General features: G+C 64.7%; 16 protein-coding genes and 1 pseudogene. 3 read left to right on the top strand and 14 right to left on the bottom strand.

Going from position 1 to position 20,630, the window contains the following annotated elements; translation table 11 throughout:
* Window positions 1-45: 45 nt before the first annotated feature.
* From V5279_RS01415 to V5279_RS01400, 4 genes and pseudogenes are all read right to left on the bottom strand, one after another.
* On the bottom strand, window positions 46-1,488 hold the full coding sequence (locus tag V5279_RS01415) for a sigma-54 interaction domain-containing protein (RefSeq protein WP_338694447.1): 1,443 nt from the start codon (window positions 1,486-1,488) through the stop codon (window positions 46-48).
* A gap of 453 nt (window positions 1,489-1,941) precedes the next feature.
* Window positions 1,942-2,364, bottom strand: coding sequence for a PaaI family thioesterase (locus V5279_RS01410; protein WP_338694445.1), 423 nt, complete (start codon window positions 2,362-2,364; stop codon window positions 1,942-1,944).
* A gap of 10 nt (window positions 2,365-2,374) precedes the next feature.
* Window positions 2,375-3,542: pseudogene (locus tag V5279_RS01405) on the bottom strand (CaiB/BaiF CoA transferase family protein).
* Between the two features lie 67 nt (window positions 3,543-3,609).
* A complete protein-coding gene (locus V5279_RS01400; protein WP_338694441.1) occupies window positions 3,610-4,311 on the bottom strand; it encodes a haloacid dehalogenase type II in 702 nt (233 codons plus the stop codon).
* Window positions 4,312-4,405: 94 nt separating this feature from the next.
* Between V5279_RS01400 and V5279_RS01395 the strand changes: the two genes are divergently transcribed.
* Window positions 4,406-5,308, top strand: a complete 903-nt coding sequence (locus V5279_RS01395; RefSeq protein WP_338694439.1) for a LysR family transcriptional regulator — start codon at window positions 4,406-4,408, stop codon at window positions 5,306-5,308.
* Here the strand turns inward: V5279_RS01395 and V5279_RS01390 are convergent.
* From V5279_RS01390 to bioB, 5 genes are all read right to left on the bottom strand, one after another.
* On the bottom strand, window positions 5,305-6,714 hold the full coding sequence (locus V5279_RS01390; protein ID WP_338694437.1) for an MFS transporter: 1,410 nt from the start codon (window positions 6,712-6,714) through the stop codon (window positions 5,305-5,307). The two genes, V5279_RS01395 and V5279_RS01390, sit on opposite strands and share 4 nt — an antisense overlap.
* Window positions 6,715-6,892: 178 nt before the next feature.
* Window positions 6,893-8,155 (bottom strand): adenosylmethionine--8-amino-7-oxononanoate transaminase, encoded by a 1,263-nt coding sequence (locus V5279_RS01385; protein WP_338694435.1) that lies wholly within the window; start codon window positions 8,153-8,155, stop codon window positions 6,893-6,895.
* Window positions 8,152-8,784, bottom strand: coding sequence for a dethiobiotin synthase (gene bioD / locus V5279_RS01380; protein ID WP_338694433.1), 633 nt, complete (start codon window positions 8,782-8,784; stop codon window positions 8,152-8,154). The genes V5279_RS01385 and bioD overlap by 4 nt, the downstream gene beginning before the upstream one ends.
* Window positions 8,781-9,935, bottom strand: a complete 1,155-nt coding sequence (locus V5279_RS01375; RefSeq protein WP_338694432.1) for an 8-amino-7-oxononanoate synthase — start codon at window positions 9,933-9,935, stop codon at window positions 8,781-8,783. Before V5279_RS01375 ends, bioD begins: the two co-directional genes overlap by 4 nt.
* 65 nt (window positions 9,936-10,000) lie before the next feature.
* Window positions 10,001-10,996: a biotin synthase BioB gene (gene bioB / locus V5279_RS01370; RefSeq protein ID WP_166301021.1), complete on the bottom strand. Its 996-nt coding sequence runs from the start codon at window positions 10,994-10,996 to the stop codon at window positions 10,001-10,003.
* A 123-nt stretch (window positions 10,997-11,119) separates the two neighbouring features.
* Here bioB and V5279_RS01365 point away from each other — a divergent pair, with 123 nt between their 5' ends.
* Window positions 11,120-11,758, top strand: coding sequence for a GntR family transcriptional regulator (locus tag V5279_RS01365; protein WP_338694430.1), 639 nt, complete (start codon window positions 11,120-11,122; stop codon window positions 11,756-11,758).
* Window positions 11,759-11,794: 36 nt separating this feature from the next.
* On the opposite strand, the gene greA is transcribed toward V5279_RS01365, so the two are convergent.
* The 4 genes from greA to V5279_RS01345 all read right to left on the bottom strand — a co-directional run bounded on the left by greA (window position 11,795) and on the right by V5279_RS01345 (window position 18,118).
* Window positions 11,795-12,277, bottom strand: coding sequence for a transcription elongation factor GreA (greA, locus tag V5279_RS01360; RefSeq protein WP_338694428.1), 483 nt, complete (start codon window positions 12,275-12,277; stop codon window positions 11,795-11,797).
* Between the two features lie 79 nt (window positions 12,278-12,356).
* Window positions 12,357-15,350 (bottom strand): efflux RND transporter permease subunit, encoded by a 2,994-nt coding sequence (locus V5279_RS01355; protein WP_338694426.1) that lies wholly within the window; start codon window positions 15,348-15,350, stop codon window positions 12,357-12,359.
* Complete coding sequence (locus V5279_RS01350; protein WP_414645989.1) at window positions 15,347-16,564, bottom strand: efflux RND transporter periplasmic adaptor subunit; 1,218 nt, start codon at window positions 16,562-16,564, stop codon at window positions 15,347-15,349. The genes V5279_RS01355 and V5279_RS01350 overlap by 4 nt, the downstream gene beginning before the upstream one ends.
* Window positions 16,565-16,981: 417 nt before the next feature.
* The gene (locus tag V5279_RS01345) at window positions 16,982-18,118 is read right to left on the bottom strand and encodes a hypothetical protein (RefSeq protein WP_338694422.1); all 1,137 of its coding nucleotides are present in this window, start codon (window positions 18,116-18,118) and stop codon (window positions 16,982-16,984) included.
* 533 nt (window positions 18,119-18,651) lie between these two features.
* On the opposite strand from V5279_RS01345, the gene V5279_RS01340 reads away from it, so the two are divergent.
* Window positions 18,652-19,764, top strand: coding sequence for a helix-turn-helix transcriptional regulator (locus V5279_RS01340; RefSeq protein WP_338694418.1), 1,113 nt, complete (start codon window positions 18,652-18,654; stop codon window positions 19,762-19,764).
* Window positions 19,765-19,779: 15 nt separating this feature from the next.
* Here the strand turns inward: V5279_RS01340 and V5279_RS01335 are convergent, their stop codons facing one another.
* Window positions 19,780-20,547 carry a dienelactone hydrolase family protein gene (locus tag V5279_RS01335; protein WP_338694414.1) on the bottom strand — a complete coding sequence of 256 codons (768 nt, stop codon included), beginning with the start codon at window positions 20,545-20,547 and terminating at the stop codon, window positions 19,780-19,782.
* Window positions 20,548-20,630: the final 83 nt, after the last annotated feature.

Below are 20,630 nucleotides of genomic sequence, written 5' to 3'. Positions count from 1 at the left end.
TGCCTGTCAACTTTCCGAGACTCGCGACAGTTTCAGTCTCGATCGTCAGACAGGCGAGGAGTCCGATGCGGCCAGTCCGAACTTGGCGAGCTTCTTGTAGAACGTCGCCCGCGAAATACGCAGCATCCGGGCCGCTTCCGCAATCTGCCCGTTAGCGGCCGCGAGCGCGCCTTCAAGCGTCCGTTTCTCGAATGCAGCCTCGGCCTGGGCATAAGGGACGACTGCGCCCGCCGCCTGCGGCGCGACGCCCTTGCCCTCGGCGCCGACGGACAGGATACGGGCGAAGTCATCCCCGGCGAGGCGGCCCGAGTCACTGAGAATGAGCGCGCGCTCCAGCACGTTGCGCAGCTCACGGACGTTTCCAGGCCAGTCATAGCAGGCGAGCGCGGCGAGGCCCGACGGCGTGATCTTGGCGTTGAGGTAGTCACCGGACCGGACGATGTCGTCCAACAGCCTTGCGCAGATGTCCGGAAGATCGCCGGCGCAATCGCGCAACGGCGGCAGCGCGATCGTCAGCACGTTGAGGCGGTAGAACAGGTCGGCCCGGAAAGTGCCTTCGTTGACGCGCTTCTGGAGGTCGACGTTGGTCGCAGCGATGACGCGGACGTCGACTTTCGTGACCTTGTCGGACCCGACCGGCTCGATTTCCCGCTCCTGCAACACCCGCAGCAGTTTGCTCTGCAGTTGCAGCGGCATTTCACCGATCTCGTCGAGGAACAGCGTGCCGCTATCGGCGCTCCTGAACTTGCCGTCCCGACCCTTGCGGTCGGCGCCGGTATAGGCCCCCGGCACTGTCCCGAAGAACTCGGACTCGATCAGCGTATCCGGGATAGCGGCGACATTGACGCTGACGAAGGGTCTTTCGGCGCGCGCCGAAGCGTTGTGGATGGCTTGCGCCAGCAGCTCCTTGCCGGTTCCGGTTTCTCCGGTCAGCAGAACCGTCACATTTTGGCGCGCCGCCCGGCGGGCGAGTTCCTTGGCTCGGCCGATGCGCTCCGTCTTGCCGACATAATCATCGAAGGTAAACCGCGCGCTGCGCGGTTGCGACAATTGCCGTTTCGCCAGCCTGAGGTCGCTTTCGAGTTGACCCATCCGCGCGATCAGCGGCTTCAAATTGTCGAGACGGTCTGACAGCACGAAGCCGATCGCGCCGATGACGTTCCTGTTCTCGTCCTCGATCGGCATGCGCGTCACCACAAGCTGCTCGCCGCCGAGTTCCATGATATCCAGAAGGATCGGCTCGCCGGTGTCGGCCACGCGGCGCATCAGACTGTTCGGGATGATCTCCTCGATGGGGCGTCCGATCGCCTCGGAGACGTGTCCAAGGCGAAGCGAGTGAAGATATTTTTCATTGACGTAAACGACGCGCCCGTCGCGATCGATCGCGATGGCGCCTTCGCAGAGATCATCCAGGCGCTCAAACAGCGTTTCCATGGCGCGTGCGCGGATGGTCGCGGGATCGCTGACGATGGGCTGGCGATCGGACATCGGTTGCGAATGGCCCTTCAACAATGAGCGAACGCGGATGGTGACCCATGCGCCCCGTCCCACGCTCCACTTGTCTCCAGAAGGGGCTGGACCTGCGAAGCTGACTGGTTTGCGGCAAATCTAGCAGGAGATTGCATGATTTCACATCAGCGCGGGACAAAACTTCGCGGCCGGCGCAGCGCCGCAACTGCATCGTCCGTACGATAATAGCATCGCAATTTCAATGATATAGATGTTCGATATTCTGTTCGGAGCGGCGTGCCATTCAAATCGGTGATTTGGTCAGCAACGCGTGCGAAACGCGCCGTCAAGCCAACACATCGGCCGCATCGCTGATGCCGGTGTAGATCTCATTGAGATCCGCCTCGGTGACGCAGTAAGGCGGCATCACGTAGATCGTATTGCCGAGCGGCCGCGGCAGATAGCTGGCCGATGCGAGCCGGCTGAAGCCATTCAGCTTCGGCTCAGCAGCTGCCAGGTCGATGTCGCATGCGCGATCGGCTCGCCGGTTGCGTTGGATGCCTGCGACTGCACGAAGAAGGTCTTCCGGCCCTTCTTCAGAAAGCTCGCATGGCAGGTCACGCGCCCTTCGCGGACAGCGCCGAGGTACTGCACCTTCATCTCGAGCGTGGTGCCGGGGCCCGTGACGTGGTTGACGAGATGCCCCATCGAGATGTCGAGCGCCGTCGCGAGAACCCCGCCGTGCAGCGTGCCCTGCGGATTGAACAGCGGCCTCTCGACGTCGAAGGACACGATGCAGGTCTCGCCCTGGTAGGCGATATCAAGTCCGAACAAGCGGGACAGGAAGAACGACCCGAATTCCTGCCGCTCATCCTCGACGGCGCGACGCAACATCTGCTCGGCGATATCTCTCATGGCGATGCTCTCATGACGACGCTCTCCTGGGCGATCGCACGAAGTTCCGTCCAAACTCTCCGAACGCACCTTCGGCCGCGAATCTCTCCAGCCGATCGTCGGTCCAGCCGAGCCATTCCGCAAGCACCTCACTTGTATGTTCGCCGAGCATCGGCGGCGGCGTGGATGGCGCCGGCGGTTCGTCGTCGAACCGGGTCGGCCTGGCGATGAACCTCACGTCCCCCGCGGCCGGATGGCTGACGGTCTGGACCATTCCCCGCTGCGTGAGTTGCGGCGTTTCGCAGACTTCGCCGACGGACTTGATCGCGCCGCAGGGAATGCCTGCTGCGCCGAGTGACCGCAGCCAATCGGCGCGGGTCCTGCCGGCGAAGATCGGTGAGAGGATCGCGACGAGCTCGTTTCGGCTCGCCGCGTTTCGGGGCGGTTGCGAAGCTAACGTCTTCGATGAGGTCCGGACGGCCGATGACGTCGCAAAAGGCCGTCCAGAACTTGTCGTTGGCGACCCCGACATTGATCCAGCCATCGCTGGTCTCGAACGGCTCGTACGGGCTGATGGTCGGATGGACATTGCCCCTGCGCTTCGGACTTTCTCCCGAGGCGAAGTACATGCCGGCGTTGAACGTCAGCAGCGACGCCATGGCGTCTAGCATCGAGACGTCGACCCGCCCGCCCTCGCCAGTGCGGCTCTTCCGCATCAGGGCCGCCAGCACCGACTGCGAGGCGTACAGGCCGGTGACGAGATCGGCGATCGAGGTGCCGACCTTGGTCGGCGGTCCGTCCGGATCGCCGGTGATGTCCATCACACCGGATTCGCCCTGGAGAATCAAATCGTAGCCGGGACGTCCGGCGTCGGCACCGGTGCGGCCGAACCCCGAGATGCTGCACAGGGTGATGTCGGGCTTGCGGGCGCGCAGCGCATCAAAGCCGAGCCCCCATTTGTCGAGCGTGCCCGGGCGAAAATTCTCGATGACGACATCGGCGACGGAAGCAAGATCGAGCACCGCGTCACGCCCTGCCGGCGACTTCAGATCGATGGCGCAACTTCGCTTGTTGCGGTTCACTGACAGGAAGTACGCACTCTCGCCGCCGACGAAGGGCGGCCCGTAGCGGCGGCTTTCGTCGCCTTGCCTGGGATCCTCGATCTTGACGATGTCGGCACCGAGATCGCCCAGCTGCATCGTGGCGAAGGGTCCGGAGACCACCCGGCAGAGGTCGAGGACCCTGATGCCCGACAGCGGCTCGCGATCAGACGATCGCATCGGCGAGGTCCTTCATCGTCGGCACCAGGATGTCGGGCTGGTGCGGCGTGATGCCGAACGGACGGCTGCGCCGGTCGATGAAGGCCGTCAGCATGCCGGCGGACTTGGCGCCGATACAGTCGAAGGCATGATTGGCGACGAACAGCACCTGCTCGGGCTTCACACCCATGATCTCGGCCGCCTTGGTGTAGGTCGCGACATGCGGCTTGAACGAATTGGCCTCAGACACCGAGATCACGCGGTCGAACGGGACCTTGTGATACCGCTTTGCGGTTTCGAGCATGTCCGGATCGCCGTTCGAGAGCGCCACCAGTTTGTATTTGGCTTGCAGCCGCGCGAGCGCTTCCGGCACCTCGGGAAACGGCACCAGCTTCTCGATCTCACCGACGAGGTAGCGCACATCGTCCATCGTGTAGTCGATTCCGGCGCGGTCCATGACGTGGGACACCGCGCGGTGCCCGATCTCCCGATAGGGCGTGTGCTCGCGATGCAGCAGCGCATCGATCATCGAATTCTCGAAATGGGTGCGGCGCCACCACGTGACGAAGGAATTCGGATCGCCTTTCCAACCCTTCTTCTCAAGGAACGGCGCCGCCGTTCTGGTCAGGCCGCCCTGCATGTCGACGACCGTGCCGTACTGATCGAACATGCAGATCTTCACGTCGCGCTTGATTGTCTCAAAGCTCATGGATGCCTCCTTGGTTCAGACCCACTGATACGCGCGGGATCATCATGGATGAAATGGATTTGTGATCTCTCACTATTCACGATATGAATGACGCATGAACCTTCGATCCATCGACCTCAACCTGCTCGTCGCATTGGATGCGCTGCTGACCGAGCGTCACGTCACCAAGGCCGCCGACCGCGTCGGCCTCAGCCAGCCGGCGATGAGCAACGCGCTCAACCGGTTGCGCGCGATGTTCGAGGACGAACTGCTGGTGCGGACGACGACCGGGATGCAGCCCACGCCGCGCGCGACCGAACTGGCGGAGCCGCTGCGCCAGGTGCTGCGCCAGGTCGAGCGCGTGATGGCGAGCGATGCCGCGTTCGACCCGCACCGGACCGAACGCACCTTCACGATCAGGATGTCGGATATTCTCGCGTGCCTGCTGCTGCCGAGACTCGCCGCGGCGCGGCCGCCGGAGGCGCGGATCTCCTACAATACGATCCATCTGTCGCCTGCCCTGACGATCGATGCGCTCGAGCGCGACGAGATCGACGTCGCGGTCAGCATGGGTCTCGAGCACTCCGCATCGATCCGTTCGGAGACGCTGCTGCGCGACCGCATGGTCTGTCTGATGCGGCGCGGTCACGAGATCAAGCGCGGGCGGTTGACCTTCGAGCGCTTCATCGCGCAGGAGCACATGAAGGTTTCGATGAGTCCGACTGATCTGCGTTTCGTCGACGATGTGCTCGCCGAACGCGGCCATCGAAGACGTATCGCCCTGAACGTACCGCATTGGCTGGTCGTACCCCACGTTCTGAAGAAGACTGACCTGCTCGCGGTGATGCCGCGGCACCTCGCCGCCGTGCTGATGGACGATGAACTGCGAATGGAGGACCTGCCGTTCGAGTCCGCGCCATTCGACTGGATGTTGTACTGGCATCGCAGATACGACCAGAGCAATGCCAACGGTTGGCTCCGCGGCCGGCTCAGGGCGGCCTGCTCCGATCTAGGTTAGGCGCCGATGTCCGCCGGTCTCCGCGCGATCGACGGCTGACTTCCTGCGTCAGCGTCCGCGATCGCTGACGCATCCTCCAACGATCGTCCCTTGGTTTCGAAACCGAACATAAGGAAGACCACGGCCTGGAAGACGAGGATGCCGGCCAACGTCGTCAGCACGCCGGTCAAGCCTTGCCAGGCGAAGATCGCGACCACGACGTATTGAACCAGCGCGGTTGCGATGCGTCCGGACGTGGCGCAGATTGCCGTGCCCCGCAGCCGATAGCGCGTCGGGAACAGTTCCGGGACGTGCATCGCGAACCCGGTCGCCAGCATGACGTAGATCGCGGTGATGAGCAGGAAGCCGACGCCCGCGAGCGCAACGCCGTCCGGCATGGTGGGATAGGCGATACCGAGCGCCGCTGCCGCAATCGACGAGCAGACGATCGACAGCCGGCGCCCGAGCCAGTCCGCCAGCACGAGGCCGATCAGCGACCCGACCGGCCCACCGAGCGCCATCACCGTGGTGTAGCCCAGCGAGGAGACCACGCTGTGACCGCCCTTGACCATGAAGGTCGGCAGCCAGCCGATGAACCCATAGAGGCTGAAGCCGACGACGATGTGCAACAGGCTGCCGAGCAGCGTGCGGCTGAGATATGGCGGCTGGAACAGGCGCCACACCGGGCCGGGAGGCTGCTGCTCCGTCGCGCCGGCGGCGAGCGGAGCGAGCGCGCCCTTGCGCGCGGCCTCCGCCTCGATTGCCGCGAGAACTTTCTCGGCTTCATCGGCGCGGCCGTTGGCGGCGAGCCAGCGCGGCGATTCCGGCATCGACTTGCGCAGGACCCAGACGATCATCGCGAGGACGCCGACGAGGCCGAACATGTAGCGCCATCCAAGCGTCGGGATCACCCACAGGCCGATCATCGACGACGCGAACAGCGAGAAGTTGGTGATCACGGCCAGCAGCCCGATCCAGCGTCCACGTGACGAGGCCGGCACGAACTCCGTCAAGGTCGCATAGCCAACCACGATTTCCGCGCCGAACCCGATGCCGATGACGAAACGCAGGCCGATCAGGACGATCATGCTGGGTGCGAAGGCGGCCGCGATCGACGCGAGACCGAAGATCGCCAGGTTCATCTGGTAGGAGAAGCGGCGGCCGAAGCGGTCGCCAAGAATGCCAGAGAACCAGGCACCGATCGTCATGCCGACGAAGGTCGCTGAGACGAAGGCGGCGTTGAGCTCGAGCGTCGACCAGCCTTCCTTGAGCACGGTCCCCAGCACGCCGCCGGCCAGATAGATGTCGAATGCGTCGAGGAACATGCCGGCGCCGATCAGGGCGAGGATGCGCCAGTGTAATCCACAGATCGGCAGCCTGTCGAGGCGTGCGCCCGCGTTGATGTCGATGTCGGCGGATCGCGCCATGCCAAACCTCCCTGCCCGGCCTTTCGGGAGCCGGATGCTCCAATCATCGATTGATGACGCGCAGGGGGTGGTCGTCCAATTCAAATCGAAAATTCGACTATTTGGCGCAGTGATGAAGTTGACGCGCGATAGTGCGCGGCGATCTCACTGATGTTGGCGACTGCAGACGCAAGACGCGTCAGGCCAACGCATCGGCCGCAGCCCCGATGCCGGCGTAGATCTCATTGAGATCCGCCTCGGTGACGCAATAGGGCGGCATCACGTAGATCGTGTTGCCGAGCGGTCGCAGCAGCAGGTTTCGCCGCTCGAAGAAGGCCTGAAGTTTTGGGCCGATGCCTGCGAGATAACCCGCATCGTTTGCCTTGAGGTCGAGTGCGGTGATGGTGCCCGTGCGGCGGACGTTTTCGAAGCGCGGATCGGCGCGGAAGGGTGCGATCAGGCCTTCCTGCATCGCGGCGAGCGAGGCGACGCGCTCGTGCGCGCCGCGTTGCCAGAGTTCGAGATTCGCTTTCGCCGCGGCGCAGGCGACCGGGTTCGCGGTGTAGGAACTGGAATGGAAGAACATCCGCGATCGATCGCTGGAATAGTGCGCATCGTAGATGTCGGCGCGGCAAAGCGTCACCGCGAGCGGCAGCGATCCGCCGGTGAGGCCCTTTGAATAACAGGCGATATCCGGCGTGACATCGGCCTGCTCGCACGCGAACAAGGTGCCGGTCCGGCCCCAGCCGGTCATCACCTCGTCGGCGATGAAGAGCACGCCAGCGGTTTCGCAGATGCGCTTCATTTCCTTCAGCACCGAGGCGGGATACATCAGCATCCCGCCGGCGCCCAGAATCAGCGGCTCGACAATGAACGCAGCCACGTTTTTGTTGCTGCATGCAGCTTCGAGCGCATCGAGTGTCGCCTGTTCATGACCGGCGGCAGGAAACGGGATCGAGGCAACGTCGAACAGCAGCGGTTCGTAGGCCGCATTGAACACGCCGCGGGCGCCGACCGACATCGTGCCCACGGTGTCGCCATGATAGGAGTGCTGCATGACGACGATGCGGGTGCGCGGCACGCCGATATTGTGCCAATAGCCGAGCGCCATTTTCAGCGCCACTTCGACGCTGGTCGAGCCAGAGTCGGAGAAGAACACATAGTCTAACCCATCAGGCGCAAGCTTCAGGAGCTGCGCGGCAACCGCTTCGGCCGGATCGTGGGTATGGCCGGCAAAGATGATCTGGTTGAGCTGCTCCGCCTGGCTCTGGATCGCGCGCACGATATGCGGATGGCAGTGGCCGTGGGTCACGACCCACCAGGATGCGATCGCATCGATGATCCGGCGGTCATCCGCGGTGTAGAGATAGGCGCCCTCGCCGCGCACGATCCTGGTCATCGAGCCGTGGAGCGCGTGCTGGGTGAAGGGGTGCCAGATCGGCGACTTTCGAGAGGACATCATGGATTGAAATCGTCGCGGCGGAACGACGCCTTGAACGCTGCTTGCAGCGTGTCTGCCGCAAGCGGCGCAAGCCAGGGCAACCGGCCCAACCGGCGGACCTGCCCGATCTCGCAAATCGCCCGCTCGCTCTCCGGATTGCTGTCGCCGATGAAGGCGATGCCGAGAAGATCGATCCGGCGCTTGCGCAGCGCCTCGATCGACAGCAGCGAGTGATTGATGGTGCCGAGCGCGGTGCGGGCGCAGAGCACGACCGGAAGCCGCCAGCGCTCGAAGATATCGATGGTGAGCGTGTCGTCATTCAGCGGCACCATCAGCCCGCCGGCGCCCTCGATCACCAGCGGCCGGTCCCCGATGTCGGGCAGGCCGAGCGCAGCCGGATCGATGCGCACGCCGTCAATCGCGGCGGATTGATGCGGCGACGCCGGCGTTCGCAGCCGATAGCGCTCGGGCACGATGCGATCGGGCGCGAGACCGCCGAGCCGTGCCACCAGTTGCGCATCGGTCTCTTCTTCAAGGCCGGACTGCACCGGCTTCCAGTAGTTCGCGCCGAGGAAGCCGGCGAGGCCTGCGGAGAAGATCGTCTTTCCGATCCCGGTGTCGGTGCCGGTCACCACGATCCGGCTGGTCATCGCGACCAGCCCTTCGTCTCCTCGACCAGCGCATCGAGCAGTGCGCGCACGTCGCCCTCGTCGACATTGAGGGTCAGTGCAATGCGCAACCGCGCGGTTCCCGCCGGCACGGTCGGCGGCCGGATGCCGCGGATGTCGAAACCACGCGCCTGCAATGCTGACGCGAGTTGCATCGCGCGCGCATTGTCGCCGACGATATAGGGCACGATCTGCGAGCGCGACGGACTTTGCCAACCGCGCAGATCGAGTTCGCGATGCGTGAACGCGACCAATTTTGCGAGGCGCTGCTGATGCTCGGGCTCCTCCTGCAGGATCAGAAGCGCCTCGCGCACGGCAACAGCCACAAGCGGTGACGGCGCGGTCGCGAAGATGAACGGGCGGCAGCGATTGACCATGAAGTCGCGCAGCACGGCGGACGCGGTGACCAGCGCGCCGGCGGCACCCAGCGCCTTGCCGCAGGTATGAACGATCACGAGGTTGTCGCGTCCCTCATACGGCGCCGTCAGCCCACGGCCCTGCTCGCCATAGACGCCCGTGCCATGCGCCTCGTCGACCATCAGGAATGCGTCGTGCCGTTCGGCGATCGCGACGAGATCGTCGAGCGGCGCGACATCGCCATCCATGCTGTAGATGCTTTCGACCACGATCCAGACCCGGCCGGTCCCACCCTGGGCGCGCCAGCTGCGAATGGTGTCTTCGACCGACCCGGGATCATTGTGTTCACTGAACCGGAATTCGGCCCGGCCGGCCCGCGCGCCTTCATGGATGCTGGCATGCACCAGCGAATCGAGCACCAGCAGGTCGCCGCGTTGCGGCAGCGTGGTCAACACGGCGAAATTGGCGACGTAGCCGCCGCCAAAGAACAGCGCGGTCTCGGCGCGGAAGAACCTGGCGGCCTCGGCCTCTAACCGCTCGTGCTCCTCGCAATTGCCGCGCAGCAGCCGCGATCCGCCGGCGCCGATCGGCGTGCCGGCCTCGAGCGCGGCCGCAACCGCCTGCTTGATTCGCGGCGCGCTCGCCAGCGCCAGGTAGTCGTTCGATACGAAATCGATGCCCGCGCGCGGCTTGAGGCCGCGCAGCCGATCGTCCTTGCTCAGGGCATGCAAGGCCGCGGCGTAATCAGCGACCTTGGCCGCATGGATTGCGCTCATGCTTCACTCACAGGAAGATTGTGGATTGCGCGCAACCAGCGTTGCGCACCCACCGGAGATGGCGGTCAGGCGAGACGGGACGTGATGCCGAGCCTATCAAGCAGATCGGCATCGCGATCGCGCTGCGGGTTCTTGGTGGTCAGCAGCACATCGCCGATGAAGATCGAATTGGCGCCGGCGAGGAAGCACATAGCCTGCAGCTCATCGGTCATGTATTGCCGCCCGGCCGACAACCGGACCACGCTGTTCGGCATCATGATCCGCGCGGTGGCGACCAGCCGCACCAGCGCGATCGGATCGGGCCGCTCCGCGGTGTCGTTGACCGGGACGCCCTTGACCTCGTTCCACAGATTGATCGGCACGCTCTCCGGATGGCTGGGGAGATTGGCGAGCAGCATCAGCATGCCGAGCCGGTCTTCAACCTGCTCGCCCATGCCTATAATGCCGCCGCAGCAGACCTTGATGCCGGCGTCGCGCACATGCGCCAGCGTATCGATGCGATCCTGCAAGGTGCGGGTGGTGATGATCTTGTCGTAGAACTCCGGCGAGGTATCGACATTGTGGTTGTAGAAATCGAGCCCGGCTTCGGAGAGCCGTTCGGCCTGATCAGGCGTCAGCATGCCGAGCGTGACGCAGGTCTCCATGCCCAGCCCCTTCACCGCGCTGACCATGTCGCAGACCTGATCGAGATCGCGGTCCTTGGGACTGCGCCAGGCCGCGGCCATGCAGAAGCGGCTTGCGCCGGCGTCCTTGGCGCGCTGCGCGACGGCGACCACCTCATCCCGCGGCATCAGGCGGGTCGCCTTCAGGCCGGTGTCGTAATGCGCGCTCTGCGAGCAGTAGCCGCAATCTTCCGGACAGCCGCCGGTCTTGATGCTGAGCAGGCTCGCGGTTTCGACGTGGTTCGGATTGAAGTTGGCGCGGTGAACGCCTTGCGCCTGAAACATCAGGTCGGCGAACGGCAAATTGTAGAGCGCTTCGGCCTCGGCGCGCTCCCAGCTTTTGCGCAACGGGGCGCTGCTGCTTCTGTCGGTCCGTTCGATTTCCACCACATCAACCATCGGGCTTGCCTTCTCGTTTGCGATGGATCATAGATAAAATGAGATATTATCTATGATCGTTGATTTAGAATGATGCTAGCCGAGGTCGAGCGGATGCGCATCCGTTTTTGCGATAGATAATCTATGGTCAGCGAAGCAGAGAACACGACCACCGCCGGGCGCATCGCCGGCGCGATCGGCGAACGCATCATCAGCGGCGAATTGCTGCCCGACGCCCCGCTCCGGCAGGATCATGTCGCGCGGGAATTCCATTCCAGCCACGTCCCGGTGCGCGAGGCCTTCAGGCAATTGGAGGCGCAGCACCTTGTCGTTGCCGTGCCGCGTCGCGGCGTGCGGGTTGCTCCACTCGACACCAAATCGGTGAAGGAGATCGCCGAGATGCGCGCCGCGCTCGAGGTGGTCGCGCTCCGCAATGCCGCCCCGAGGTTCACGTCGGCGCATCTGGCGCGGATCGAGCTCGCCTTGATCGAAGGCGACAATGCCGAGACGGTTCAGGATTTCGAGATGGCCAATCGCGCCTTTCATCACACGCTGGTGGCGCCGTGCGCGATGCCGCGGCTGCTCGCCAGCCTCGACGGATTGCAGCTGGCCAATTCGCGGCTCGTGTTCGCGATGGCGCGCAACGCCGGCTGGCGGCCGCGGCCCAGCCAGGATCATCGCATGATCCTGCAGGCCGTACGTGCGCGCAACATCGAGCAAGCCTGCAGCCTGCTCGCGCGGCATATTCAAACGATCGAGCGCCTTGCGTTGCCGGCGGCGTGATCTGGGATTTACAATCGCTTGCGGGTCGCGAGACGGCTAGGCGATCGCCACGATCTCCAATTCCTGATCGCCTGCCCCGACGACGTCCCCCACGGCTTTCCCCATCAGCGATCTCGCCACCGGCGCTACAAAGGAAATCGAGCCTGCCTTCGGATCGGCTTCGTCCTCGCCAACAATGCGATAGGTCTGCACGCGCCCGTCGGCGCGGCTGAAGGTCACGGTGCTTCCGAACGCAACAGTGTCGGTCGAGGCAGGCTCAGGGACCACCTGCGCCGTGCGGAGACGTTCCGTGAGATAGCGCGTGTCGCGCAACGGGACCGCCGACTGTCGTCGCCGTTCGTTGACGTCGTCCAGCTGCTGCGCGGTCTCGTAGGCCTCGCGCGCCTCCTGGAGCTGACGTTCCAGCGCCTTCCGTCCTGCCTCGGTCACCAGATTGGGATGTGGCGAAATGGGACGGTCCGGCAACAGCGTCTCAGACGCGGTCTCGGCACTTTCTTCCTTGGTGAAGGCAACGCTCAATCCAGAACTCCGTCAATGAGGCAGGCAGTATAGCCCCGCCTTATCAGCGCCGCTAATGCGCGATGGGATTAGGTTGGATCTAATGCGCCGCGGGTTGTTCCGTCTTGCCCCTACGACCAAAGCGGTTCTTGGCAGCCTCGCGCCAGCCCTGGATGGTGACGTAGAGCATCGGCACCAGGAAGATGCCGATCGAGCTCGCGGCGAGCATGCCGCCGAACACCGCGGTGCCGACCGCACGGCGGCTGATTTCCGCGGCGCCGGTTGCGACCACCAGCGGCACCAGGCCGAGGATGAAGGCGATCGAGGTCATCATGACCGCGCGGAAGCGCATTTGCGCCCCCATCATCGCAGCCTCCGCGATCGGCCTGCCGGCCTCGCGCTGCTCCTTGGCGAATTCGACGATCAGAATGCCGTTCTTGGCGGCGAGCGCGACCAGCACCACGAGGCCGATCTGGCCGTAGAGATCGAGGTTTAGTCCTGCGAGCTTGATGCCGAGATAGGAACCGAGCACGCCGACCGTGACCGACAGCAGCACGGGAATCGGAATCGTCCAGCTCTCATACAGCGCCACCAGGAACAGATAGGCAAACAGCACCGCGAGCCCCAGGATGATGCCGGTCTGGCCGGAGGCCGCCTGCTCCTGATAGGCGGTGCCGGTCCATTCGTAGGAATAGCCCGCCGGCAGCGTCGTCTTCGACAGGTCGGCCATCGCGGCGATCGCGGTGCCCGACGACACGCCCGCCGCCGGACCGCCATTGACGGTGACCGATCGATAATTGTTGTAGCGCGTGATCACCTGCGGGCCGGTGACGATCCGCAAGCTTGCAATCGAGCGGATCGGCACCATCTCGCCGCCGCTGTTGCGCACATAGATCTGCCAGATGTCGGGGATGTCGGCGCGGTTGGCCGCATCGCCCTGCACATTGACCTGCCAGGTGCGGCCAAACAGATTGAAATTGTTGACGTAGATGCCGCCGAGCGTGGCCTGCAGCGCGGTGAACACGTCGGCCATGTTGAGGCCGAGCGCCTGCGCCTTGGCACGATCGATATCGAGGAAAATCGATGGGTTGGTCGCGGTGAAGGTCGAGAACACGCGGGTCAGCCGCGGATCGCGGTTCGCCGCGGCGATGAGCCCGCCCATCACGCTGCCGAGCGCGGCCGGGTCCTGCCCCTCGAGCGCCTCAAGCTGATATTCGAAGCCGCCGGAGGTCGAGAGCCCGATGATCGGCGGCAGGTTAAACGGCAGCACCGAGGCCGAACGGATCTGCGATCCCGCGATGAAGGTCTGCCGGATCGCGGCCTGCACCGAATCGGTGACCGCCTTGCGATCCTCGAACGGTTTCATGCGCGCCACCATGAAGGCGGAATTCGGCTCGTTGCCGCCGTCGAGCAGCGAGAAGCCGATGATCGACAGCACGTGGTCGATCGCCGGGTTCTTCTTCAGCAGCGCCTCGACCTGCTTGGTGACCTCGCTGGTGCGCGCCACCGAGGCACCGTCAGGCAGCTGCACCGCGATGAAGAACGCGCCCTGGTCTTCCTCGGGCAGGAATCCGGTCGGCGTGATCTTCGATACGCCGAGCACCGCGCCGGCAAACACCAGCACCGCGACCAGCGACAGCACCGCCACACGGACCAGCCGTTGCACCACGCCGGCATAGCGGTCGCGCACCCAGTCGATGCCGCCGAGCACCCGTCCCATGATGCCGCGGTGCGGCCCGCCATGGCGCAGGAACACCGCGCACAGCGCCGGCGACAGCGTCAGCGCGTTCAGCGCCGAGATCACCATCGCCGCACTGATCGTCACCGCGAACTGGCGGAACAGCGTGCCGGATATGCCGGGAATGAACGCAATCGGCACGAACACCGAGAGCAGCACCAGCGAGATCGCGATGATCGGCGCGGTGATCTGCGTCATCGCTTTCTTGGTGGCGTCGGCCGGCGACAGCTCCGGCTCCTCTTCCATGACGCGCTCGACGTTCTCGACCACGACGATGGCGTCGTCGACCACGATGCCGATCGCAAGCACCATCGCCAGCAGCGAGACCGTGTTGGCGGAATAGCCGAGCGCCAGCAGCACCGCGAAGGCGCCGATCAGGCTGACCGGAACCGCGACCGCCGGGATCACCGTGGCGCGCAGATTGCCGAGGAACAGGAACACCACGATCACGACGAGCACGAAGGCCTCGCCGAGCGTCTTGATCACCTCCTTAATCGTATCGGAGACGAAGGTCGTGGAGTCGTATTGCACGAGGTAGCTCAGGCCGGGAGGAAACCGCTCCGACAGCCGCGCAAGCGTCGCCTGCACGGCCTTGGCCGTGGTCACGGCGTTGGCGCCCGGCGCGAGATAGATGCCCATCGGCACGCCGGGATTGCCGTCGATCCGCGATTCCGAGTCCATGTTCTGCGCGCCGATGCGGCCGACCGGCGCCTGCACGCTCTGGGCCCGGATCGCGGCGATCACATCCGACGGCGCCAGATTGAGGCTGGTCAGGCGCTGGGTGTCGAACCAGATCCGCATCGAATAGTTCAGCTTGGCGAACAGCGATGCCTGCCCGACGCCCGGCGTGCGCGAGATCGCGTCCAGCACGTTGATGATGGCGTAGTTGGTGATGAACAGCGGGTCCTGCTCGCCGCTCTTGCTGTACAGCACGATGAACTGCAGCACCGCAGAGGATTTCTTCTGCACGGTCAGGCCCTGCGCCTGCACCTCGGTCGGCAATTGCGCGAGCGCGCTCTGCACCCGGTTGTTGACGTTGACAGTGTTGATGTCAGGGTCGGTGCCGAGCGCGAACGAGACCGTCAGCGTGTAGCTGCCGTCATTGCCGCTGGTCGACTTCATGTAGAGCATCTTGTCGACGCCGACGACCTGCGCTTCCAGCGGCTGGGCAACGCTGGATTCGACGACCTCGGCCGAAGCGCCGGGGAACACGGCCGAGACCGTCACCTGCGGCGGCACGATGTCCGGAAACTGGGCGACCGGGATCTGCATCATCGCCAGCACGCCGGCGATCGTGATCACGAACGCGATGACGATCGCAAGCCGCGGACGATCGACGAAGACAGCGGAAATCATGGATTGTTGCCCGTCGATTTCGGCGTGCTGCTTGCGCCGCCGTCCGCCGAGACCTTCATGCTCGACTGGATCAGCGCGCTGGCGGGACCCGGCGCGACCACTTCGCCCGGCCTGACCTTCTGCAATCCCTCGACGACGACCTTGTCGCCGAGCGCGATGCCGCTCGTCACCGCCGCAATCGTCGAGGTCGATTGCCCAAGCTGGATCCGCTTTTGCTCGGCCTTGTTGTCGGCGCCGACGACGTAGACATATTCGCCCTGCTGATCCGACAGCACCGCCGAGCGCGGGATCGCCAGCACCTCGACCGGCTGCACGCCTTCCAGCAGCACGGTCACGAACTCATTGTCGGTGAGCTCACGGACCGCACCGCCGGCTGCGACGGATGTGTACGTCGACGGGTTCGGAATGGTACCGCGCAACGAGATAGTGTCGGTGTTCTGCGCGATCGTGTTGTTGACGAAATTCAGCTCGCCAACCTGGTTGTAGAGCCGGCCGTTTGTCAGACGCACGCGGATGATGACGGCCTTGAAGCCGCCGCGGGTCGCGTAGCGGTCGCGCAGATCGAGCGCCTCGCGCACCGGCACGGGAAAGGTGACATACATCGGGTCCTGGCTGACGATGGTCGTCAGCGTTCCCGAATTCGGCGTCACGACATTGCCCTCGGTGACCGCGGTGCGCCCGATCCTGCCGTCGATCGGCGAGTGGATCTCGGTGTAGTCGAGATTGATCTGGGACAGGTCGACCTGGGCCTGCGCGGCCTGCACCTGCGCCTCGAGGCTCTGCTGGTTGGCGACCGCCGCATCGACGCTCGATTGCTGGCCGGCCGGCCCGCCGAGCAGGGACTTGGCGCGATCGGTGGTCAGCTTGGCGTTGACCAAGGTCGCCTGCAGTTGGGCGACCTGCGCCTTCTTCGATGCAAGGTCGGCCTCGAACGGGCCACGCTCGAGTTGATACAGCAGGTCGCCAGCCTTGACTTCGGAGCCTTCGACGAAGTTCCGCTTCTCCAGGAAGGCGGTCACACGTGCCACCACGTTGACGCGGTTGGGGGCCTCGATGCGTCCCAGAAATTCATTGGTTTCGGTGATCGGCCGCTTCACCGCCTCGAACACGCCGACGGCAGGAGGCCCGGGTGGGCCCGCCTGAGCATGCACCGCCGAAATTCCGATAACCGCCAATCCCGCCGATACCAAAAGCCCTGCCAATCCCCCGAGCATTCGTTCCGGACCACTCATGCTGTCCAACCCTTCGGCTACCAACAAGCTCTACCAGACGTCGAGTTCCCTCAGACCGGGAAGGTCAGGATGGGCAAGGTGCATTGCAGGAGATCATAACGCGCCCAATCCGACAATCCTGGAACCGGATCGCCCAGTTGCGGGGATCCGGACGACACGCCACTGTGAGAAAGCGCCGCGACGCTGCAATGACACGGCGATCACGGCCACACCGACAGGCCCGGTGCGGGCGCCGGACACCGAAAGCTCCCGTGAACGTGATGACGTGCGCGCGACCTCAAGACGGTCAGGTCCGGTATTGATGCCTGGAGGACGCCGGCAGACGATTGCTGCGGACAGTTGCCCAATGCTCGCGCATGTTCGACGGCGAATTGAAGGGCGCGGCGTCGCCCATTCCGCTCACAACGCGATGGCGTTCTTCAAACGGGACGTCTCCTGATAAGCGGGCGACTCCAGATGTTGGTACAGCCATGGCCGCGCGCGCTCGCCGCTGGCCTCGTGCACGCCGTCGAAGATGGCCATCTCGATCGCATGCGGGTGATCAGATGATGCGTAGACCGACTGCATTTCCGCGAACTTCTCATCCCGCCCCAGTTCCACCGTGTTGGCGCTGTCGCGGCTGCCAATCTCGACGAACAGCGGACACGGGTAAATCAGGTACGCCAGCTCTGCGCCTGTGTACCTGGCGCGGCTGCTGCTGAAATGGATGTAGGTCGCAAGTTCGACGCCGAGATTCCTGCTGATGACGGACGACATCAGAAGCTTCTTCTCGTCGCGCATATAGCCGGAGACGACGGTGGGCCGCATCCGCCCCGTGGCGGCTTCCAGATGGAGCACGAGAAACGCGCCCCACGATACCCCGTACACGCCGACGTTCAAGCCGGACGCTCCGGTCAGCTTCCTGCAGACGATTTCGCCGGCGTCGATCGATGCGCATGACACGTTGTGCGCGGAGACGCCGTGGGATGCCAGCATCGCGGCGATGTTGTTCTGACTTGCCTGGTCTCCGATCTGGACGATGTAAGGACACCAGACGACATAGCCGTCCCGGCACAGGCTCTTGCCGAGCGCGTTCATGTAGTCGTTGTCGGCATCATCGAAGCAGCGCTCCGGCGTGCTCGCCATGCCGTGGCCGAGCAGGATCAATCCCTTGAACTCTCCGTCGGGAATGCCAAGGCATCCGCGCACCGGTACGCCGCACTCCAGATCGAACTCGACCTTCACGACCGAAAATCCGTCCGCCGGCGCGCGCCAGAGAATCCGGATCTCGTCGCGCGACGGCCGATAAAGCCGCGACCCCTGGAAAAGAGACCGCATCTCGCGTCGAATTTCCGGGCCGGTTGCGACCGCGCGCAGCTTGCCGCTTGTCGCGATATCGAAGAACGACCGGCAGAACTTGTCGTAGCCAAGCGTCGGCAAATCGATATTCGCGCATGATCCCCTGCAATGACTCAGCGCCAGCGTGTTGTTGCCGGCAACCGACGAGGGGCCGACCAGCGTCATCAACAATCCGGAAAGAGCCCTGCGGCTGATCATCGGCCCTCCCCGAGCCCGCTTGCGGTTCGATTGAATGAGACAAGGTGGCCCTAGCTGGCGCCACAGATCGCGCGGACACAAATTAAAGGATGTTCATCGTCGAATGATCGCGCGCGGCGTTGCAATCCCGCCACGCTGGAAGGCCGAACGCATGGACGATACACGCCGAATGCGTTTCGAGACGCTTCAGGATATTTCTGACTGTCACGCGGCTTCAATTCCGCCATACAAGGCGGAGGCTCCATCGCCGGACTTCGATTGTCGGGTCTTGATCGTCAGGTCTTGCTTGTCGGGTTTTGGGATTGACCTCAGCGACTTTCGGCCGGCCGCGGAGCGAGCCGCAGCCAAACGAGCAACGCCCGGCACATCTGCGCGAGGGTCGCAAACAAGACCGGCGAAACGCGGGGATTCACCATGATGCCCTTCGACGCACCGGAATAGCCCGGACTCGTGGGCTCGGCCGAATTGCTCTACGCAATATTTCCGAGGCCGAAGGGTTTATCTATTGGTTAACAAGTTTTCCGGGATGGCCGATGACGAACGATCTGCACGAGCGTCTGATTGAACTGGCCTACGAGGCCGCCGTCCTCCCCGAGTTGTGGCCGAACGTCCTGCATCAGGTCGGCGGGATCGCGCGTGCACGCGGTACCGTGCTGCTGACGGCGGCTCCGCATGACGTCCGATGGATCGCATCCCCCGACATGCACGACGACACGGCGGCCTATGTCGAAGGCGGCTGGCACCAGCGCAACGGGCGGTTGCCGCGCCTGCTCGCGGCCAACCATGCCGGCTTCCTGCGCGACATCGACGTGTTCGATACGCCCGAGGAGGTGCAGCAGGATTTCCAGATCCGCGAATTCTTCCGCCCGCGTGGGCTCGGCTGGGGTGCCGGCACCGCAATCCCGGTGCCGAGCGGCGACATGCTGATCTACAGCGTCGAGCGCGAATACGAGCACGGACCGATCGAGCGCGAAGCGATCGAGCAGCTCGATGCGCTGCGCCCGCATCTGGCGCGTGCCGCATTGCTGTCAGCCCGGCTCGGGATGGAGCGCGCCAGGGCGGCAACCGAGTCGCTGGCGCTGCTCGGACTGCCCGCGGCCGTGCTGCGGCGCGGCGGCCGCCTGATGGCGGCCAACACGCTGTTCGACCGCCTGGTGCCCGACGTGATGCAGGATCGCGCCGAGCGCCTGGCGCTGGCGGCGCCCACCGCCGACGCGCTGTTCGCCCAGGCGCTTGCAGCGCTGGATCACGGGCTGATCAGCGTCGAGGTCCGCTCGGTGCCGATCGCGGCACAGGACGATCGCCCGCCGCTGATCGTGCATCTGATCCCGATTCACGGTTCGGCGCGTGACCTGTTCGATCGCGCGCTGGCGATCGTGATCGTGACGCCGGTGGTACCGGCCGAGGTGCCGACTGCGGAGGTGTTGCAGGGCCTGTTCGACCTGACGCCGGCGGAAGCGCGGGTCGCGCGCGGCATCGGCGAGGGACGAACCGTCGAGGCGATCGCCATCGCCTTCGGCATCTCCCGCGAAACCGTGCGCAACCAGCTCAAGGCCGTGCTGGCGAAGACCGGGCTCGGCCGGCAGGTGGAGCTGGCCGGACTGCTCGCCGGCGCCAAGGTGCCGCCGGGTCCGTCCGCGGACTAGCTCGGCCATCAGGCCTCAGGCCACGTTCAGGCGCGCGTGGAAGAAGCCGGCAACACGGCTCACTGCGTCGGCGGTCATTGGATCATTGTCCGCAAAGTCGAAACCGTGCGCCTTGCCCGGGTATCGGACGATCTCCGCCGCGGCACCGACCGACTTGCCGAGACCGACAAGCTCCTCGCCCTTGGCGAGCGGCACGTTGCGGTCGGCCTCGCCGTGAAACTCGATCATCGGCGGCAGATGCTTGACCTCTGGCACAACCTTGTCGGGCATGCCGCCATACAGCACGGCCAGCGCAGCCACCCGCTCGTCGCGGGCCGCCGCTGCCGCGGCAACGTGTCCGCCGAGCGAGAAGCCGAGCAGCCCGATCCGGCCGGAACTGTCCGCGCCCGCCAGCACCGCGGTCACTACGGACGAGACCCGCGCGGCCCAGGCGTCGAAGCGCCCGGTCTCGTAGGCCTCGCGGATCACGTGCGTGTGCATCGTCTCGAACGCTTGCTCGTCGGCCGGCGTGTAATAGCGAACGAAATAGGCGTCGATGCCGTCCGCGGTCAGCGCATTGGCATAGCGTTCATAGGCCCGCGGCCTGAGATCGAAGCCGCGCGAGCCGTGCAGGACAAGCACCGTCGGCCGCTTGCCGGTGCGCCCGGAAGCAAAATGGTTGAGCGCGACGCGGCCTTCACTGGCATCGACGCTCAGCGTCTCTGCCGGCGCCGCCCGAAGCGAGGGCGATGCGGCCAGCAGGGCAAGGCCGCCAAGCAGGCTCCTTCGGCTGATTGCGTGCATCGAAACCTCGATTGGACTGCGCCGCCCCTCGTCAGGCCGCGCCGCTATATCATGCCGAACGGCGCGCCCGATAGCCTTGCCGG

The sequence above is a fragment of the Bradyrhizobium sp. 26S5 genome (assembly GCF_036923295.1).
GTDB classification, from domain to species: domain Bacteria; phylum Pseudomonadota; class Alphaproteobacteria; order Rhizobiales; family Xanthobacteraceae; genus Bradyrhizobium; species Bradyrhizobium septentrionale.
The sequence above is the reverse complement of the archived record's forward strand: the minus strand, read 5'-3'. Positions and strand labels throughout refer to the sequence as shown.

What these genes read in the sequence shown, in the direction of transcription:
- V5279_RS01365 (WP_338694430.1), top strand. Translation starts at nt 11,120, where the DNA reads ATGGTCAGCGAAGCAGAGAACACGACCACCGCCGGGCGCATCGCCGGC.
- V5279_RS01390 (WP_338694437.1), bottom strand. Translation starts at nt 6,714, where the DNA reads ATGGCGCGATCCGCCGACATCGACATCAACGCGGGCGCACGCCTCGAC.
- V5279_RS01375 (WP_338694432.1), bottom strand. Translation starts at nt 9,935, where the DNA reads ATGAGCGCAATCCATGCGGCCAAGGTCGCTGATTACGCCGCGGCCTTG.
- V5279_RS01350 (WP_414645989.1), bottom strand. Translation starts at nt 16,564, where the DNA reads ATGCTCGGGGGATTGGCAGGGCTTTTGGTATCGGCGGGATTGGCGGTT.
- V5279_RS01410 (WP_338694445.1), bottom strand. Translation starts at nt 2,364, where the DNA reads ATGAGAGATATCGCCGAGCAGATGTTGCGTCGCGCCGTCGAGGATGAG.
- V5279_RS01400 (WP_338694441.1), bottom strand. Translation starts at nt 4,311, where the DNA reads ATGAGCTTTGAGACAATCAAGCGCGACGTGAAGATCTGCATGTTCGAT.
- V5279_RS01415 (WP_338694447.1), bottom strand. Translation starts at nt 1,488, where the DNA reads ATGTCCGATCGCCAGCCCATCGTCAGCGATCCCGCGACCATCCGCGCA.
- V5279_RS01385 (WP_338694435.1), bottom strand. Translation starts at nt 8,155, where the DNA reads ATGATGTCCTCTCGAAAGTCGCCGATCTGGCACCCCTTCACCCAGCAC.
- bioB (WP_166301021.1), bottom strand. Translation starts at nt 10,996, where the DNA reads ATGGTTGATGTGGTGGAAATCGAACGGACCGACAGAAGCAGCAGCGCC.
- V5279_RS01335 (WP_338694414.1), bottom strand. Translation starts at nt 20,547, where the DNA reads ATGCACGCAATCAGCCGAAGGAGCCTGCTTGGCGGCCTTGCCCTGCTG.
- V5279_RS01340 (WP_338694418.1), top strand. Translation starts at nt 18,652, where the DNA reads ATGACGAACGATCTGCACGAGCGTCTGATTGAACTGGCCTACGAGGCC.
- V5279_RS01395 (WP_338694439.1), top strand. Translation starts at nt 4,406, where the DNA reads ATGAACCTTCGATCCATCGACCTCAACCTGCTCGTCGCATTGGATGCG.
- V5279_RS01355 (WP_338694426.1), bottom strand. Translation starts at nt 15,350, where the DNA reads ATGATTTCCGCTGTCTTCGTCGATCGTCCGCGGCTTGCGATCGTCATC.
- bioD (WP_338694433.1), bottom strand. Translation starts at nt 8,784, where the DNA reads ATGACCAGCCGGATCGTGGTGACCGGCACCGACACCGGGATCGGAAAG.
- V5279_RS01345 (WP_338694422.1), bottom strand. Translation starts at nt 18,118, where the DNA reads ATGATCAGCCGCAGGGCTCTTTCCGGATTGTTGATGACGCTGGTCGGC.